Genomic DNA, 17018 nt, shown 5'->3' on the forward strand with positions numbered 1-17018 from the left:
AATAAAAAAATGCCCTTAAAAAGGGCATTTTTTATTTTTAAGACAACAAGGTTATTTAAGCACTAGCCTTGGCTTTGACATAATATTTGTCTTTCAACCAGAAAGCTACTTTTACTAACAAGATCAGAGCTGGTACTTCAACCAAGGGGCCAATAACGCCTGCAAAAGCCTGTCCGGAATTCAGTCCAAATACTGCAATGGCTACCGCAATGGCCAATTCAAAATTGTTACCGGCTGCCGTGAAGGCCACAGAAGCGGTTTTGTCATATTCGGCACCCATAGATTTGGTAACGAAAAATCCAATGATGAACATGAGTCCGAAATAGATCAATAACGGAATGGCAATGATGAGCACATCCATTGGAATTTCAACAATCAATTCACCTTTTAGGGAGAACATGATCACAATGGTAAACAATAACGCAATAAGTGTCATTGGGGAGATTCGTGGTATAAAAGTGTTCATATACCAAGCTTCACCTTTTAGTTTGACCAAAATCAATCGGCTTAAAATCCCCATTAGGAATGGAATTCCCAGATAAATAGCCACACTTTCGGCAATGGTTCCAATGGAAATATCTACAATAGCACCTTCAAACCCAAAATAGGGAGGAAGGATGGTAATAAAAATCCAGGCATAAAAACTATAGGCAAATACTTGGAAAATACTATTGAGTGCTACCAATCCTGCGCCATATTCGCTGCTGCCTTCGGCAAGGTCGTTCCAAACGAGTACCATAGCAATACAGCGCGCCAATCCAATGAGTATCAAGCCCACCATATATTCTGGGTAATCGCGTAGAAAGATGATGGCCAGAACAAACATTAGCACAGGCCCTATAATCCAGTTAAGAACCAATGAAATGGATAGGATTTTTTTGTTTTTGAACACCTGTGGTAATAGGGCATAATTCACCTTTGCCAAAGGTGGGTACATCATTAAAATCAATCCAATCGCAATAGGAATATTGGTGGTCCCTTGATTGAAAGAGTTGATATAATCTGGAAAGGAAGGGAAAAAATACCCCAAGCCAATTCCAAATGCCATGGCAACAAAAATCCATAGCGTGAGATTACGGTCTAGAAAACTTAATTTTTTAGTAGCCATTAGTTAGTTTGGATTTTAGAGAATACATAAAAAAGTTCGGTGGCAATTTGCTTACTGCGTTCGCTGTATTTTTCAGCTTGCTGAGGTGTGTTGTCGAAGGCTTTCGGGTCTTCAAACATAATAGGAATGCGTTGTTCGGCACCAGGAACAATTGGGCAGGCTTCGTTGGCAGAGTCGCAGGTCATAATAGCTGCAAATTCCGATTTCGGATTGAATTCATCATCCATCCTTTTCGAAAAACCAATGATTGGGAGGGCGTTTCCAGCGTATTTAATACTGTAAACAGGATTGGAACCTTCAGACAAAGTTGCAATTTCAAACCCTGTGTTCTGAAGGGTTTGAGCCGCCATTGGAAACAAGGCGGTAGCTTCTGTACCTCCCGAATAGCAGAATACCTGCTTGATCCCAAAATGGTAGGCCAGGGTTTGTGCCCAAACTTGCGATAGGTGGCTTCTTCGAGAATTGTGGGTGCAAATAAAATTGATACGGATATCGTTTTTATCCGTTACTTTTTTTTGGATGTAATCCACAAGTGGCTGAAGCGTTTCCTTGCGTTCTTCCGAAATGGAATTCACATCCAGGGTAGGGATAAATTCCTCTAGTTTTTTGAATAATGACATATTTTGATGATAATTAACAACAACCGCTGTTAGGAGTACAACAAGCGTTTTGTAGGTCTGATAATTTTACTTTAGGTTTTTCGACAGGGATGCCACAGTTGTCTTTTGCCAAACAATCTGTTTGTTTTGTGGTAAGCTGGAATTGAGTGCCGTCGAAATCCAAACCAAATTTTTGAATGGTCTCTCCTTGGTATTCCACTTCAATCTCAGTATCATTTAGCCCAAGCGTCTTTTCGGAAAGTTCTATAATGTGAACAAGTTTTTCAGGATGCAATCTGTGGTTGTAATCGTTGGCATTCCAAAGTTGGAAATTGATGACTTCTTCCTGTCTAACAGTGCCACCACAATCGATAAAGTGTTTGGTGATTTTTCCTATTTCCGTTACGTGGAAATGTTCAGGTACCAAGGAGCCGTTTGGTAGTTGGAACGCTAGCGTATCCAACTGTTCCAAGTGTTTTTTTACTTCTGATAGTTTCATATCTATAGATTTATAGCATTGATGCGATTAAACGTGTGTTCGATTTTTAACAACAATCTGAATTGGAGATGTCCTTATTTAAGAATTCACTAAAGAGGGTTTTTATCTCGGCCCAATTTTCTTTGTGAATGCAATAGCAAACACTTGTGCCTTCTATGTTGCCCTTAATCAGCCCTAGCTTTTTAAGTTCTTTTAGGTGTTGCGAAATGGTGGGTTGGGCCAAGCCAATTTCATCTACCAAATCACCACAGGCGCAAGCATTAATATTGAATAAATGTTCTAAAATTGCTACTCTTGCAGGATGCCCAAATGCTTTGGCCAACGTAGCAATTTGGTTTTGGTAATCGGTAAATATTTCAGTTTTGGTAATGCCCATAATTGTATTGATTGTTTCATTGCAATATTACGATTAAATAAAGTAGTGTCAAAATTTTTAGTCAATCTTTTATTGGTAAACTAGTTGGAAAACAGAAGATACATTATAAAATTCGGTAGGTGGGGAGAGGTAATTTATTTAAAGAGAAAGGTGTAAAAGCTTAGTGTGTTCATTTTTAATAATATGATTGTAAGAAGTTATGGGTATTTTTAAAGAAGAATCTAGATGAAATTTCTTCGGGAGTTATTGTTCTGTTTTCATTCAAGGTTAGAGGATTTGTACTTTTTAAATATTCGGATGCTTTTTTCAGTAATTCTTGATGTATGGAGTAAAAATATTCAGCTGTCCAAATTCCTGGTAAAGGGTTTATTGTGCCATCATAATCACTGCCTATACATGCTGTTCCCCATGCAAACAATTTTTTTTTGTCCAGAATTTCAGCTATATACTTTAATTGTTGCCAAATGACTTCCGCTGCCAAGTGAGCATTTTCTTCACGCCATAATGAATTAAGTGTTTTTTTTACAAATTTGGGATTAGCAATTCTGCGAGTATCAAATTGAATAGCAAAAAGACCGTTTGATTTTCCAATGAGTTCTATTTCTTCATCAAAAAAATTGATGTCAGAATGATAGAAATAATCTGAGTTGCTATTCCTTGTTTTTTGTTTTATGGATAGCCCATTTACGGCTCCGTGACTTACGATTGTTGGAGGGATATTCTCTGAATAATCATGTTCCAAAATTTTGAAATATTCTTTTCTTGATTGCAAACTCATGTGTTTGATATCTATGTAAATTGGTTTGCCATTTTGGAAGGAAAGTAATTCATGCAATACTTTAATTCCAATTTTAGTGAAACCTGAATGCATTCCCTTATTTTGATTTACAAAATATTTTATTGGTTCCAGGCTTTCGGCATGCCCACATAAATCATTGTTGAAATTATGGGCAAATGTTATATAAAAAGGAGGATGTTCCCATTTTTTGATCTTTCTAATATTTTTGATAACCTCAAGTTCTGAGGTGGCTTTTCCATATTCAGAAAGACCAGTATTAAATACATGTGCACCTTCGATACTTAAAATGACTGCTATTTCATTGTTGTTTAAAAGTGACTTGTTCAATGCGTTTTGGTCTGAAATTAAACTCCAACGATATTCATGATCGTTAATTTTGAATGATTTTTGACTGTTTTTTAGAAAATTGTATTCCATTTCCAAATCAGTGAAATAGTCCGTGTGTTGTTGTAAATGTCTGATTCTATGAAATCCAATATCAGTAACAAAATGCCCTAACCAAGCCGAAAAGGGGCCGCGCCCTGCTGCGTTTATGAAAAAACCTTTCTCAAAAGGATATAATGAAGCAAAGATAATTTTAGCATTTCCTTTACTAAGCGTAGTGAAATCTACTTGAGAAAATTTGGTTACTCCAAGAGTTATGTTTAATAGTTTGGTGAAAAAGTTTGGCGGATTATAGTACCAGACATTTTGTTTTTTTGTTGAGTTTCCTTTGTTAAATGAGTGGCCAAACGTTTTTAGATTTGGATGGCAATGTAGATCCGAAAATTGAAATTTAGAACTCATAGTATAATATATTATAAATCCATTTCGTGAAATGATAAAGCATTTTTACAAATGAGTTCATAGTGTTTTTTTAATGCTAAACTGAGCGGATATGATTTATATGGCAAATTGTTTTTTTTACAAAAGGACTTTAATAAAGAGGTGACTTCGGGTGTATAAACAGAGCTAATGTGTGGGAAAATATGATGAACAACATGAAAGTTAAAGTTTCCCATAAAGTTGCGAGTGAACCAATTTGAATTGTCAATGTCATTTGTAGTTATAAGTTGGTGACGGAACCATGAAGTATTGATTTTCCCTTTTGAATTAGTTTGAGGAAATTCATTGGAGACATTTATATGGGGAGTTAAAAGAACAATCATAGCTAAAATACTTCCAGAAATGGTGAGACAAAGCAGTCCTCCTAGGGCTTGGAGTATATGTGTTTTGGCAAATGCAAATGGAATAATTACAAGGGTGAAAATGTACAGGAATTTGAAAAGGAACAACTTGAAATATTCTATCGTTGGAATTTTTAGTATCTTCTTGATAATTCTTTTTTTTGAAAAAAAATCACGGAAATCACGAATAAATAACCAATTAAGCATGAATAAGGGATATAATAAAAAAATATATCGGTGTTGATATTTTGTAATGCTCTTATTTTCTTCACTAGGAAAAATTGAAATAGGCCCCTTTTGTTCAATATCGGCATCCCAACCGTTAACGTTTGGATATTGATGATGTAGGTTAAGGTGTCTTTTTTGCCATATGTAACTGTTTGCGCCAAGAAGATCAAATAGATTAAGGGCTATTTTGTTATGAAAGGACTTACTGAAAATATTATTGTGGGTAAGTTCGTGTATTAACTCGCAAAAAATTACAACAACCATTAAACCCATTATAGAAAAACAAAGGAAATAGACTCCAATATTATTTGAGTTGTATAATGCAATTAAATAAAGCCCAAAATATATTAATGGGTAGACGAATAATTTGATTTTAAGTTGGTGTATTCGTGATTGTGGAAGGGACTTAATCATTTCATATGTTAATCTTTTTAATTCTAGGAATAACATTTTGTCCCTTTCAGTATTAATGTATTTTGGCCTTGATTTGATCATTGTTACTTTACATCCAATTGGATGTGATTGGTTAATGAAAGGAAATACTAAGATAAGGAAATTTTGTTTTCAACAATTTAAATACGTGATATTCAGTTGATTGATGCTGGTTGTAAATGTTTGAAAGAATAGTTCTTAGAAGTTTGTTTGAAAATGTATTCACCCTATAAGGCTTGTGTTATTATTTATTTTGTAATTCAAACCAAGTAATCTCCGGGCGCATGCCCAACCTACCAGGGAATCCCAGCCAGCCCAAGCCTTTGTTGACATATAAAAATTGTTCATGGTGCATGTACAGACCTTCCCAATGTTTGTACTTGTATTTTATGGGGCTCCATGTTTTGTTTTTGTAATTGACCCCAAATTGCATGCCGTGGGTGTGCCCAGATAGGGTTAGTGCAATATCGGTTTTGTCAAGGACCTCTTCGCTCCAATGGGTGGGGTTGTGCGATAATAGAATTTTAAAAGGAATATGCTCAGTGTTTATTAGGGCCTTTTTTAGGTCGCCATATTGTTTAAAGGGGGGAGTTCCCCAATTTTGCACTCCAATAAAGACAATATTTTCGTTATTGACTTCTAAAGTTTCAGAGCTATCCATGAGCAATGTAAAGTCTATTTTTTTGAAAAAATCCTTTATGTCATTAAAATTTTCCTTTTTGTCCTTTTCATGATCCCATTTGGAGTAATCCCCATAATCATGATTGCCTAATACCGCATATTTTCCTTTGGTAGCCTTTAGTTTATTTAGCACTTTATCCCAGCCTATTAGTTCCCATGCATAGTTGTTGACCAGGTCTCCCGTAAAAACAATGACATCTGGGTGGAGGTCGTTGATGAGCTTTACAGCTTTTTCGAGGATGTCATATTTATAGTTGAAGCTGCCAATGTGCAAATCGGATATTTGGACGATTTTCAAGCCATGAAAGCTTTCGGGAAGGTTCTTGAAATTCAATTTATGGTGAATGATCTTAAAGCGGTATACCGCTTTGAAAATTCCGTAGAGAATCACTGCAAAAGGGAGCACTCCAGACAGTAAGCCTACAATAGGAATGATGACTGCCGACTCGGTTTCCGAAAAAGCTTGATTCGCATAAAACAAAATTGAGATAACAATTACAAAGACAATTTTAGGGATGAACGATGACACGGTTAGTCCGTACAAGGAAGAAATGAGTAATTGCTTTCTCCTTGGGTTGATATCGTCGAGGATAACTTTTAAGATGATAATGCCAACCACTAGACCAATGGTGAAAGTCCAAAACAAAATGTTTATTGCAATTCTTAAAGTAGAAGAACTAAAAAGTTTGGTAATGGATTGGAGCCAATGAAAGGCCATTGCATCCACAATCAAGATCGCTAAGCAAAGTAGTAATATGGAAAACAATGAATAGCTTTTCATGATCGTTCTATTGTTTGTTTTCCAATCGGCGCTTGTCCCTCAAGGCCCAATAAATTCCTTTAACATCCGAGGCCCATGTATCGTACATAAAAATAAGTGTTATTTCTTCCACGGTTTCCAGGATGCCAATAATCAACATGATGTAAAAAAGGGGATACTCTGGACTAAAAAATAGGGACCATAGAATAAATACGCTCTGTACTACGGCCGATAGTTTTGCCAAATAAGTATGAAAGGCAGTGGCCTTACCGTATTTGTAGTAGGCTATAAACATTTGAAGAACAAAGGGGAGAAATGCAATTAAAATTAGGGTTAGGTTGGTTTTTATAAAATCGGATTCAAAATTTAAAAGGCCTATTAAGCCCATAATCAGGGTGATTTGATCTCCAACAGAGTCTAATTGGGAGCCTCTTGGGCTGGTGATTTTTAGTTTTCTGGCCAGTTGGCCGTCAATGGCATCTGTAAGGTAGCTAACAAGTAAAAAACAAGAAAAAGCGAATCTTAAATCCAGCCAAATCAAAACCAAAAGCAAAGGAGAAATGATAATCCTGTAGAATGAAAACCAATCGGCAATATTGAAATTTTTAAACGTAAACATGTATCGTGTTAACCTATTGCATCTAGGCAGGATTTAATTTAAAAAGAAATACGTTGCATTGCAAATGTTCTTGTTGCCTGAATAGGAATAAAGGTACGCTTGCCCAATAAATTTTACTATGATATTTCTCAGACTTTTAGAATGTAAAGGACCAAAAAAAGTGGAAAATAGAGCTTTATATTGATAATTATCATTTTATGTTAACGGGTTTATTTATAGCTTAGTACAGATGATGTGTTGTGACCATAAAACTGGTTTTGACACGCAAACACAAAAACTAACATACCATGGATGCTTCAGCTTTTTTAACTAAATTTTGGGGATGGTATCTTATCATTTTCTTTTTTGTACTAAGTTTTAACCCAAAACGGATCCGACAAATATTTAAGGATTTAAGGAATGAAAAATTTTTGATTCTCACCGCTTTTATTGCCATATTGGTGGGATTGCTTAATATTTTGTTTCATAATATTTGGGAAATGAACGAGAAATTGATTGTCACTTTAATTGGATGGATTTCTTTAGTTATTGGCTTGTCTTTGTTCATTTTTCCAAAGCCAACGGTGGATTGGTTGGAGTTTATAAATATTAAACTCGTGCAGGTTTTCTACATACTTCTTTTTTTAATTGGGCTCTTTCTATTGAATTCAGCGTATCAAATAGTGCCAATTTAACTAGGAGTTGGACCCATGATAGGGAGTGTGTTTAGGATCATTGAGTTCTAAAATTTACGGCCATGAAAAAAATACTTTTACCAACAGATTTTTCCAAAAACTCTTGGAATGCTATAAAATATGCTTTGCAATTATTCAAAAATGAAGAGTGTACTTTTTTCCTGTTGAATACCTATGCGCCAGCGGTATATCAGGTAGAATACCTTTTGGTAGTTCCCGAACCAGATGGAATGTTGGATAGCTATAAAGAAAATTCCCTGAAGCATTTGGAAAGCTTGAAGGAAAGGATGCAAACGGAATTCAACAATCCAAAGCATTCCATAGAAACCATATCCATATTTAACACCTTGGTTGAACAGATTAATGAAGAGGTAAGGGATAAATCTATTGACTATGTTGTTATGGGAACTAAAGGGGCTACGGGTGCTAGGGAAATTCTTTTTGGATCCAATACCGTATTTGTTTTTAAAAAAGTTAAATGTCCCATTATTGCAGTTCCAGATACGTTTAATTATGAATCCCCACATGAGATTTTGTTTCCCACAGATTACCAAATTGACTTTCAAGATGAGCATGTACAGCCCATTTTGGATCTTATTGCTAGTAATATTTCTAGGGTGAATATTTTACATGTGCTTAAGGAAAATGGCTTGACAGAGTATCAAGAAAAGAATAAACAAAAATTAGAGACGTATTTTAAGCATTCGGCTTATGTGTTCCATAGTGTACAAAATGAAAGTGTACAGGAAGCCATTGCTAATTTTCAATTAAAGGTTAGGGTAAATTTATTGGTGATGATCAACAACAAGCACTCCTTTTTTGAAAACCTATTTTTTAAATCTACTATAAACCAAATTGGTTTTCATTTGAACATTCCATTTTTTGTTATCCCTACCAAGCGGGGTAGAAAATAGAGAAGGGATGGCATTGGTTTACATCGATTTCAGTTAATTTTTAAAAATGAGACCTGAAGGATTGAAAAGATGTTTACATGTTTACATTGTGGATAAACCATCAGTGTGTTTTTCTTCCAACGAACCTCACTACGGAACCTTTACCATTGTGATACAGCCCTTCGCTTAGTTCAATTTCTTTTTCTACCAATTCTAAGATCTCGTAATTTTCGAAATCAGATTTTATTTCATCGATTGAAAATAGTAATTCTGTGGTTGGTGGCCCTCCAATTTTAGGATTTTTGGATCTGTATTCTAGATTGTTTTTACTGAAAGCCTCTAGTATAATATTCCCTCCCTTTTTTAATTTTTGGTCGAGCAGTTTATGGTATTCCGTTCTTATATTCAAGGGGAAATGGGCGTAAATAAGCGCGATGGCATCAAATTGGCCAGGATCAAACTTTAAATTAGGTAATTGGCCTACCCGATAATCGATAGATACGTTATGTTCTTTGGCGAGTTGCATTGCTTTTTTGTTGCCTTCAATACTTATGTCGAATGCAGAGACATTCCAACCAAGTGTTGCTGCATACACAGAATTTCTGCCTTCTCCTTCAGCCCCAAAAAGAATGGACCCGATTTTTAATTTTTGGATTTGTTCTTTTAGGAATTCATTGGGATTTTTACCGTAGGCATAGGCTTTTTCCTGATATCGGTCATTCCATCTTTTTAACCAATTGTCACTCATTTTTGTATTTGTTTTTGTGTCACTTTTACAAACTCAGTATAGTCATGGAAACGAATTTACAATAAAAAAGAATGGTAATGTGTCAAGGGTGTATAGAAAACTTGGTAATATTAGATTGTTTGAATTTCTCGTTGATGGATGACTTAATTTGTAGTGGATATTGTAAGCTATGCTAAAACTAGGAGGCATTATTTAATGTGAATATCGAGGTACTTCATAACTGCTTTGTCACCTTGCAACAAGTTTGTTGGTTTAGGCATGTTTTTGAAAACTGTAAGTGCTTCTTCGGGTAATATGGTTATAAAATCTTCTAGGTAACCGTCATCGTAAGGGATGTTATTGCTGTCAAGTTCCAGATGATGAGAGAAGAAATTATACACGGCTGTACGCTTTGAGAAACCGTAATCGTGTTTTTCCATTGGTAAGTGAACATTTTCTACCTTATGTTCCGCATCATATAAAGCATATACTTTTTGGATGTAAGGATATTCAATTAAAGGGGTGTTACGTGTCCAATCATTCCCATCAGAAACCAATAGCATTGGTCTGGGAGCGCATAGTGCCGAAATCTCTACATTGTTGGTTTGGTGGTCATAGCCTTTGTGTATGGGCATACCACTTTCGCAAACACAACCCCCAAAAAAGTGTGCCGATACCTGAACCACAGGGGCAGATGCTTTTATTCTGTCATCAATGGCGGCTAAAATAAATGTTTGGGTGGCGCCTCCAGATCCTCCGGTCATTCCTATGCGTTCAGGATCTACATCGGGTCGAGACAATAAATAGTCTAGTACTCTTTTGCTGTTCCAGGTTTGGAGGAGCAATGCAATAGGGATATCATGATTTACTTCGTTACTTTCTCCGTACCCCACCATGTCATATGCAAATACTATGGCTCCCATACGTGCCAATGTAGCACAGCGCTTTTGAACATAATGAGTAAACCTTTTGTTTTTTAAATGACCGTGGGGACTTAAAATGGCGGCGTATGTTTTGTTTTTTTTTGTGGGTCTGTAAAGATTTCCTGTGATATAGAAACCAGGAAAGCTTTCTATGGCAATATTTTCTACAATATAGCCATCCATTTTTTTCTTATCCCTGATAATGGCATTAAAGGTTCCTGAAATTTTTGGCATTTGTTCCAATTGTAGGCCTTCAATAATGCCTTTTTTGATTCTATTGGCTCTTTCCTCCCAAGATGCCAAATCATGCCATTGAGCAGCAAACTTTTTCATAATCAATGCGGCTTCATCTTCAGACCAATATTCTCCTTTGCACAACATTGTGTCTTGAGACCAGATTGAAATATAACTGAAAACAGTAAGCATAAGGCAGATATATCGTTTCATAGCTTTGCTTTTAAGGTGGCAGTATGCCTTGATCGGAATGTTTGTGTTTAAGGTGCTTATTTAAAGATAGTTAAATAGGATTTGATATTGTGTATGGGAGAGGTTTTTCTTAAGAATAAAATTTGAAGTGAAGTTGGAGTGAGTGCATAGCACTGCCAATAACTTTATATAATTATTGTTGTTTAAAGTATGTGATTACGCTATTATAAAAAATAAAAGATTATTTGGAGTGGGGCGTTTGTGGGGAAATTAATTCAAAAACCCGTAAAAGTGGATAGAAAATGAATACCCTTTACACTACTTAAGCTTGAAATCTAATTAAATTTAGTATTACAACCAGAAAGAACAAAAGAGAGAATTAAGGTTAGTATCCACCCATTAACGCATGGTGGGCATGAATGGATATTGCCTTTGATTTTATGCCTTTGTTTTCAGTAATTTTACCAAATGATGTTTTAGCTTTTGTCTATAACTAATGGACAGTCTAATTTTTTTCCTACTCCAAAACAGGGCAACAAACTTTAAATCGAGTGGCGCTTAGTTTTCATCATTATTTTACTGATTACTATGGTCAGGATTCCACCGACTATTGAATAGATTATATCAAGAATATCTAATTGTCCATTACCATGATATTGATGAAATTCAAATAATATCGAGCCAATCACAACGATAATTGCGGTATAAAAAACGTTGAATTTTGGGTTGATCAATAGAAGCAATGAAAACCCGGTTACGTATAAAAGACTAGGAGCGCTATTTGAAAAGCCAAAGTCCCTTAGATTATTTGCGTTGGCATAGGGGCGATACAGACTTTTGATGAGAAACCCAAGCATCACGAAAACTAAACCGATTATAAAATGGAGTCTCCTAGTTTTATTCATCAAGAACTTGAAATCTCAATAGTGTTTTTAACTTGTCCGAAGGAACCTTCCTGAAATCAGACAGATAAATCTCTCGATGTGTTTTATCTTTTCTTTTCAGGTTTATCCCTGCGGCATATTCCTCCATTTTTCTAAAACTCTCAGGTTCGTCATCATAGCTGCCAATGTGAAGCATCTGAATACATTTTCCATCCTTAATGTTTTTTAGCTCCATTTGATCCAAAAGCACATTTGGCTTTTTACTTTTTGTAAACTCAAGCATGTTGTGGAAAAAATCCTTTGTGACAAAATCCGGTTGTCGTATCATTAAATCAAAAACCAAGTCATCTTTGTTTAATTTACCGGTATAATTCTTTTTGGCGTTTTCTGTAATATCCCAAATGCCTGTTAGTGGGTATACGGTCCAGTCAGAATATCCTTTGGGCGGCTTTTCTACTTTTTTTAGGGTCATTTTAATGGCGTAGGATACACTATACAATGCTTCGATATATTTAGAAAAGAGTTCATTGTTAGGATTTCCTTCGCCCTTTAAAACAATATATTGAAATTCAGGGACGTCAATTACCATAGGTTTTGTCTTGGGTAAGTAAATAGATTTTTCAGATTTTCTCCATTCGTGTTTCATTGATTTCCCTTTTTTATGGCTATGCAGCAGTTTAGTGGTCGGCGCTGAATTAAATTGTGGCTTTGGTTGCTTTAAAGATAACTAAAGAAACAGACATACACATTGACTAGAGATTTTGGGCAGGCACAATTCATAGTGATGACTGCAGACTAAATAGCGACCAAACCCATTGGAGGCTCAATTTGGATGAATCTAAGGTTTAAAGCTCACTTTGAGCTATCGATAGGTTGCCTGAATTGTGGATAAACAACAACAGCTCCAAAAATGGAGCTGTTGTTGTTTGGTATAGTTTAGAATAAAAGTATTCAAATAATTTTGTTATCGTACACAGCTGAGACCTTGGAACTATAACCAATCATAATTTAGAAAATTAGATGATGACAACTTTTCTAAGGATACAATTTCCTTGTTCATTATTGATTTTTACCAGATAAACTGCTCCTTGCTCTAAGTTTCCATTGTTAATGTTTACGCCATTTAAGTTATAAATGGATAATTCGATTTCTTCATTGGTTAATACAATGATCTTGGAGTTTTCAACTTTAATTCTGTAGTTGTCAAGCATCGTGATATCCTTAGAGGAAAGTACATTCACGGGCACTTCATAAACCTTAACGTGTCCAGAATCTGTGCCATTGCCATCGTTGCCAGGAGCACCCACTGCTAAACTTGAGCCGTCACCAGACAAACATACGGCCTGTCCAAAATAATCGGCTCCAGCCTCTCCATCAATATCGCTTTCAATCTGTGTCCAGGCTCCTGATAGGTTCTGAAACACGCGTACATGTCCTGAGTCACTTCCATTGCCATCATTGTTTCCGCCTCCTACGGCAAGAATAGTACCATCGGCAGACAGGCTAACAGACCATCCAAACGCATCTTCACTAGCTTCACCTTCGATATCTTGTCCCATTTGAACCCAAGCTCCGGCTTGGTTTTCAAAAACTTTGACATAACCGGTGTCGGCACCTATCCCTCCGGTAGCTAGAATATTGCCGTCATCAGACAAGCTTATTGAAAAGCCAAAATAGTCTTCACTGGCATCACCATCGATATCTTGCCCAATTTGGACCCATGTTCCCGCTTGGTTTTCATAGACTCTCACATGGCCAGAATCGGTTCCGTTGCCATCATTGGAATCTGATCCAATAGCCACGATATCGCCATTTGCAGAAATACTTACCGAAGAACCAAAATAGTCTTCACTGGCTTCCCCATCGATATCTTGGCCAATTTGAACCCAAGTTCCAGCTTGGTTTTCAAACACCCTTACATGGCCAGAATCCGTTCCGCTTCCATGGTTGTTGGGTGCTCCAATGGCAACGATATCTCCATCGGAAGATAGGCTGACAGCATACCCCGAATGGTCTTCTTCAGCTTCTCCGTTGATATCCTGTCCTATTTGCACCCAGTTGCCAGACTGGTTTTGAAAAACTCTAACTTGACCTATGTTTGGAGTATTGATATCAAGGCTGTGAAAATACGACCCTATAGCCACGATATTGCCATCACCAGATAAACTAACGGACAGACCAAAATAATCAAAACTCACAGCGCCATCGATATCCTGGCCAATTTGAACCCAATTCTCAGATTCTTTTTGGTACACTCTCACATGTCCAGCGTCAGTGCCATTGCCATTGTTGTAGTCTGCGCCAATCGCCATTATGGAGCCGTCATTGGAAAGCGCTACCGACACCCCAGAGCCATCTCCTGCATTTTCTCCGTTGATGGTTTGCCCAATTTGGGACCATTGTCCAAAACTAAGCAGGGTGTTGAAAAAAAGTAGGGTAAAAAAGTAATTTAGTTTCATTAGGTATAGTTTAGGTTTAAAAAGTGTTATAAGGTTTTTTGATTTTCGGAAGTAGGAGAGCGCAGGCTAATACTTTTAGCCATTGTAGGCAATTGTTATTTTTTGAATTTAATATTGTTGAGGATATTATCCAATTCTTCTTTTTCTTTTTCGTTGGAATATGATGATACTATTAGAAAGCTAAATCCTTTGATGACGGTAGAATTGAATAATTGCTCCATTTGTCCATAGTCGGTCATTTGTTTTACATGCATTTGCCAAAAATCTAAACCTCCAATATTCTGTTCTTTAAAGCCCTCTGTAATTTCTATATCTGGAATCAACCTTTCAATTGTAGGTATTGAGTAGCCTAGATAGTCTCTACCTGATCTTATTTGATTTTGAAATTGTTTTATGTTTTCAGCAATAATCAATATGCTTGGGTTATTTGAATCAATATCTAATGGGTGTTTATAAGGGCAAGTAGTTCTGCTCTATTAATTTCAGAAGCTTTTATGGCTTCTGAAAGTTCCTTTTTATTATTAGAGTTTTCCATTACTGAACTCTCAATGAACTTTGTGAAATCCTTGCCAGTTAAAATTGTCCAATCATTTGGCAGTTTGATTGATGCTTTAAAATAATTGTTGAAATATGTTTGGCCTTTTATTGTGCCATAATCAAAATTATCTATGTTTTTAGTTTTTTGACAACTAGTGATCAATAAAAGGATTGAAGCTATAATAAAGTTATTCATATTTGTATTTATTTCTCCATATTTCTTCTCCTTTTAAAAAGTTAATTAGTATTTCAACCATTTGTTCAACTGTTTCGATTGGTTTAACCATCAGGATAAGGTTATCACCTTTCGTAAATGTAGAAGCCAAACCATCATCGCTTAAGCTTCCACTTACATGCAAAGCATTATGATTTTCATCTTCAAGTTGTACAATATGAAATTTATTCCAATTGATAGAATTCATTGTGTTTCTTATAATTTCACTTGTCGCTTTTTCCGAAATTATTTTTTCATGTTTTCCAAAATTGTGAAAAACTACCAATCTTAAAATCCGGTTTTCTGCATAATTTTCCACATTTTCAAGAGTCTTTTTATTTGGTTTCGTATTTGAGCTTTGGGATAATTTTTCTTTGATTAATAAAAAACTCACAATTAAAAAAATTCCTATTCCAACAAAGAATAATCCATATTTAAATAATCCTGTTAGAAAAAATACAGGGAAGTCACCATAACGTCCTCTTTCGGATTTTTTAACAAGCTCAGGTATAATATTAGAATTATCCAAAAAGTAAAATAAGACTATACATAGTAGACTAATTGTATAAAGTCTCAAAATTTTGAAATTCCGTCTGTTCATTAATTATTTGTCAAATTCTGACTAACGTCAAATTTTTAGTTTATAAAATTCCACAAAATTTTCACGTTAGCCAACGAAATTAACCTCGTTTTCGTGTGTATTATACTGAAATAGGTTGACCTTTTTTCGGTTTGATTTACTTTGTTTTTCGATTTAGCACTGTCGTTAGCAATTCCGAGTGGATTCGGACGTAGTCGAATCCGCCGTAATTGCGGTTATACATTGTTGTGCTTTCGTTATTTCGTTTTCAGATAACAGTTTTTGCCTAATTTTTCTAAAGAATTTAATCATAATCCAATTCTTTACTCACCACCTCTAAACATTTTTGAACGTCTCTTTCAACATTTCCCAACCAAAAATTGTACATGTTAACAATGTCTTGTTCTATTTTTATGCGATCTAAAAATTCTGTTTGATTTAAAAAATTTGCTCGATCTAATGGTTGGCTAACTAATTTATAGGTGTTATCAGGCATTTTTATTCTAATACGCTTCCATAAGGCATTATGCAGACTTAATTTATAATCATTATTTGCTAATTCTTCAGATCTAATAGCAATAATTCGCTCAGCTCTTGGCAAGAGTGCTTCATAAGTTAATATTAACATATTCCTTAAACTATCATTAGTAATCCTATTAATCCCAACAGATTTTATTGCTTCATATCCTCCTTTGTTGTAATTAAAGGTAAGTGGAATATTCATACTGTTATACAACTCTAACAACACAGTGTCTTGATAAACTTTATTTGAACCTGTCATTTCTAAGAGTTCTTGTATACTAATTTGTTTTCTTTGTATAAATCGCCTTAAAATTTTTATTGTAAACTGATCTGACTCTAACGAACCTTTAATTTCCTTGAGCATTGTTGTCTCAAATTTCTTGTCACGCTTTGATTGGTTCCAATTATTTATCTGCAATGCGATCAAAATACCTATAACCACAAGAATAATCTCACCAACTGCATATTTGAAGTATTTCCCCATTTTATTATCGCTCACAAGGCTATAGCGTATTTTACGAAAGAATTTTATCATTAGTTATTGGTTGGTCATAATGAAGCACAATGGTTTGGCTATGTTTTGGTTGCGTGAAAATCCGCAAGGATTTTACGCCGTAAACCGAAGATAGCAAATTTGCGAGGATTTTCCGTGAGGAAAATCGGAAGCAATGAATTATACACTGCGTTGTAAGTTGTTTGATTTAATGACAAAGACAACTATTTTTTTATGAGTTTAATTCGCTTTATAATATTCTTATTTAGCAATATTTCGGAGAAATATAATCTGTCTCGTCCTGAAATATGGCTACAGGTTAAACATAGTTTTAAGCGGTTAATTTGTATACCATATTAGGTGTTTTAAAATCTAAAGATAAGTGTAATCTTACTTCGTTATATAATTTAATGGCATTT

The 17018-nt window shown here is 35.4% G+C and carries 17 protein-coding genes; 1 reads left to right on the forward strand and 16 read right to left on the reverse strand.

The window, feature by feature from the left end; all coding sequences use genetic code 11:
- Nucleotides 1-55 precede the first annotated feature (55 nt).
- From arsB to ZA05_RS00110, 8 genes are all read right to left on the reverse strand, one after another.
- The gene (arsB, locus tag ZA05_RS00075) at nucleotides 56-1108 is read right to left on the reverse strand and encodes an ACR3 family arsenite efflux transporter (protein WP_053989830.1); all 1053 of its coding nucleotides are present in this window, start codon (nucleotides 1106-1108) and stop codon (nucleotides 56-58) included.
- Nucleotides 1108-1728: a low molecular weight phosphatase family protein gene (locus ZA05_RS00080; protein WP_053989831.1), complete on the reverse strand. Its 621-nt coding sequence runs from the start codon at nucleotides 1726-1728 to the stop codon at nucleotides 1108-1110. Before ZA05_RS00080 ends, arsB begins: the two co-directional genes overlap by 1 nt.
- A gap of 13 nt (nucleotides 1729-1741) precedes the next feature.
- Nucleotides 1742-2206: a DUF6428 family protein gene (locus ZA05_RS00085; protein ID WP_053989832.1), complete on the reverse strand. Its 465-nt coding sequence runs from the start codon at nucleotides 2204-2206 to the stop codon at nucleotides 1742-1744.
- A gap of 46 nt (nucleotides 2207-2252) precedes the next feature.
- Nucleotides 2253-2582, reverse strand: a complete 330-nt coding sequence (locus tag ZA05_RS00090; RefSeq protein ID WP_053989833.1) for a helix-turn-helix transcriptional regulator — start codon at nucleotides 2580-2582, stop codon at nucleotides 2253-2255.
- Between the two features lie 175 nt (nucleotides 2583-2757).
- Entirely contained in the window at nucleotides 2758-4167 is a 1410-nt protein-coding gene (locus tag ZA05_RS00095) for a membrane dipeptidase (protein WP_053989834.1), read from the reverse strand.
- Between the two features lie 11 nt (nucleotides 4168-4178).
- Nucleotides 4179-5270 (reverse strand): fatty acid desaturase, encoded by a 1092-nt coding sequence (locus ZA05_RS00100; RefSeq protein WP_053989835.1) that lies wholly within the window; start codon nucleotides 5268-5270, stop codon nucleotides 4179-4181.
- Nucleotides 5271-5451: 181 nt separating this feature from the next.
- Nucleotides 5452-6669, reverse strand: coding sequence for a metallophosphoesterase (locus tag ZA05_RS00105; protein ID WP_053989836.1), 1218 nt, complete (start codon nucleotides 6667-6669; stop codon nucleotides 5452-5454).
- 7 nt (nucleotides 6670-6676) lie between these two features.
- On the reverse strand, nucleotides 6677-7267 hold the full coding sequence (locus ZA05_RS00110; protein WP_053989837.1) for a CDP-alcohol phosphatidyltransferase family protein: 591 nt from the start codon (nucleotides 7265-7267) through the stop codon (nucleotides 6677-6679).
- 736 nt (nucleotides 7268-8003) lie between these two features.
- Between ZA05_RS00110 and ZA05_RS00120 the strand changes: the two genes are divergently transcribed.
- Nucleotides 8004-8855 carry a universal stress protein gene (locus tag ZA05_RS00120; protein ID WP_053989839.1) on the forward strand — a complete coding sequence of 284 codons (852 nt, stop codon included), beginning with the start codon at nucleotides 8004-8006 and terminating at the stop codon, nucleotides 8853-8855.
- Nucleotides 8856-8955: 100 nt separating this feature from the next.
- Here ZA05_RS00120 and ZA05_RS00125 read toward each other — a convergent pair whose 3' ends face one another.
- From ZA05_RS00125 to ZA05_RS00165, 8 genes are all read right to left on the reverse strand, one after another.
- Nucleotides 8956-9582 (reverse strand): bifunctional 2-polyprenyl-6-hydroxyphenol methylase/3-demethylubiquinol 3-O-methyltransferase UbiG, encoded by a 627-nt coding sequence (locus tag ZA05_RS00125; RefSeq protein WP_053989840.1) that lies wholly within the window; start codon nucleotides 9580-9582, stop codon nucleotides 8956-8958.
- 188 nt (nucleotides 9583-9770) lie between these two features.
- Entirely contained in the window at nucleotides 9771-10931 is a 1161-nt protein-coding gene (locus ZA05_RS00130; RefSeq protein WP_053989841.1) for a S9 family peptidase, read from the reverse strand.
- Nucleotides 10932-11807: 876 nt separating this feature from the next.
- Nucleotides 11808-12440 (reverse strand): GyrI-like domain-containing protein, encoded by a 633-nt coding sequence (locus tag ZA05_RS00140; protein ID WP_053989843.1) that lies wholly within the window; start codon nucleotides 12438-12440, stop codon nucleotides 11808-11810.
- Nucleotides 12441-12810: 370 nt separating this feature from the next.
- Nucleotides 12811-14253, reverse strand: a complete 1443-nt coding sequence (locus tag ZA05_RS00145) for a WD40 repeat domain-containing protein (RefSeq protein ID WP_053989844.1) — start codon at nucleotides 14251-14253, stop codon at nucleotides 12811-12813.
- 95 nt (nucleotides 14254-14348) lie between these two features.
- Nucleotides 14349-14666: a hypothetical protein gene (locus ZA05_RS00150; protein ID WP_053989845.1), complete on the reverse strand. Its 318-nt coding sequence runs from the start codon at nucleotides 14664-14666 to the stop codon at nucleotides 14349-14351.
- A gap of 26 nt (nucleotides 14667-14692) precedes the next feature.
- On the reverse strand, nucleotides 14693-14986 hold the full coding sequence (locus tag ZA05_RS00155; protein ID WP_053989846.1) for a hypothetical protein: 294 nt from the start codon (nucleotides 14984-14986) through the stop codon (nucleotides 14693-14695).
- A complete protein-coding gene (locus ZA05_RS18270) occupies nucleotides 14979-15533 on the reverse strand; it encodes a hypothetical protein (RefSeq protein WP_197276022.1) in 555 nt (184 codons plus the stop codon). The genes ZA05_RS00155 and ZA05_RS18270 overlap by 8 nt, the downstream gene beginning before the upstream one ends.
- A gap of 355 nt (nucleotides 15534-15888) precedes the next feature.
- Nucleotides 15889-16641 (reverse strand): DUF6090 family protein, encoded by a 753-nt coding sequence (locus ZA05_RS00165; protein ID WP_053989847.1) that lies wholly within the window; start codon nucleotides 16639-16641, stop codon nucleotides 15889-15891.
- Nucleotides 16642-17018: the final 377 nt, after the last annotated feature.

Origin of the sequence: Mangrovimonas sp. TPBH4, assembly GCF_001280505.1 — a bacterium.
Taxonomy (GTDB): domain Bacteria; phylum Bacteroidota; class Bacteroidia; order Flavobacteriales; family Flavobacteriaceae; genus Mangrovimonas_A.

Coding starts and splice junctions, on each gene's coding strand:
- arsB (WP_053989830.1), bottom strand. CDS start 1,108: ATGGCTACTAAAAAATTAAGTTTTCTAGACCGTAATCTCACGCTATGG.
- ZA05_RS00080 (WP_053989831.1), bottom strand. CDS start 1,728: ATGTCATTATTCAAAAAACTAGAGGAATTTATCCCTACCCTGGATGTG.
- ZA05_RS00085 (WP_053989832.1), bottom strand. CDS start 2,206: ATGAAACTATCAGAAGTAAAAAAACACTTGGAACAGTTGGATACGCTA.
- ZA05_RS00090 (WP_053989833.1), bottom strand. CDS start 2,582: ATGGGCATTACCAAAACTGAAATATTTACCGATTACCAAAACCAAATT.
- ZA05_RS00095 (WP_053989834.1), bottom strand. CDS start 4,167: ATGAGTTCTAAATTTCAATTTTCGGATCTACATTGCCATCCAAATCTA.
- ZA05_RS00100 (WP_053989835.1), bottom strand. CDS start 5,270: ATGATCAAATCAAGGCCAAAATACATTAATACTGAAAGGGACAAAATG.
- ZA05_RS00105 (WP_053989836.1), bottom strand. CDS start 6,669: ATGAAAAGCTATTCATTGTTTTCCATATTACTACTTTGCTTAGCGATC.
- ZA05_RS00110 (WP_053989837.1), bottom strand. CDS start 7,267: ATGTTTACGTTTAAAAATTTCAATATTGCCGATTGGTTTTCATTCTAC.
- ZA05_RS00120 (WP_053989839.1), top strand. CDS start 8,004: ATGAAAAAAATACTTTTACCAACAGATTTTTCCAAAAACTCTTGGAAT.
- ZA05_RS00125 (WP_053989840.1), bottom strand. CDS start 9,582: ATGAGTGACAATTGGTTAAAAAGATGGAATGACCGATATCAGGAAAAA.
- ZA05_RS00130 (WP_053989841.1), bottom strand. CDS start 10,931: ATGAAACGATATATCTGCCTTATGCTTACTGTTTTCAGTTATATTTCA.
- ZA05_RS00140 (WP_053989843.1), bottom strand. CDS start 12,440: ATGAAACACGAATGGAGAAAATCTGAAAAATCTATTTACTTACCCAAG.
- ZA05_RS00145 (WP_053989844.1), bottom strand. CDS start 14,253: ATGAAACTAAATTACTTTTTTACCCTACTTTTTTTCAACACCCTGCTT.
- ZA05_RS00155 (WP_053989846.1), bottom strand. CDS start 14,986: ATGAATAACTTTATTATAGCTTCAATCCTTTTATTGATCACTAGTTGT.
- ZA05_RS00165 (WP_053989847.1), bottom strand. CDS start 16,641: ATGATAAAATTCTTTCGTAAAATACGCTATAGCCTTGTGAGCGATAAT.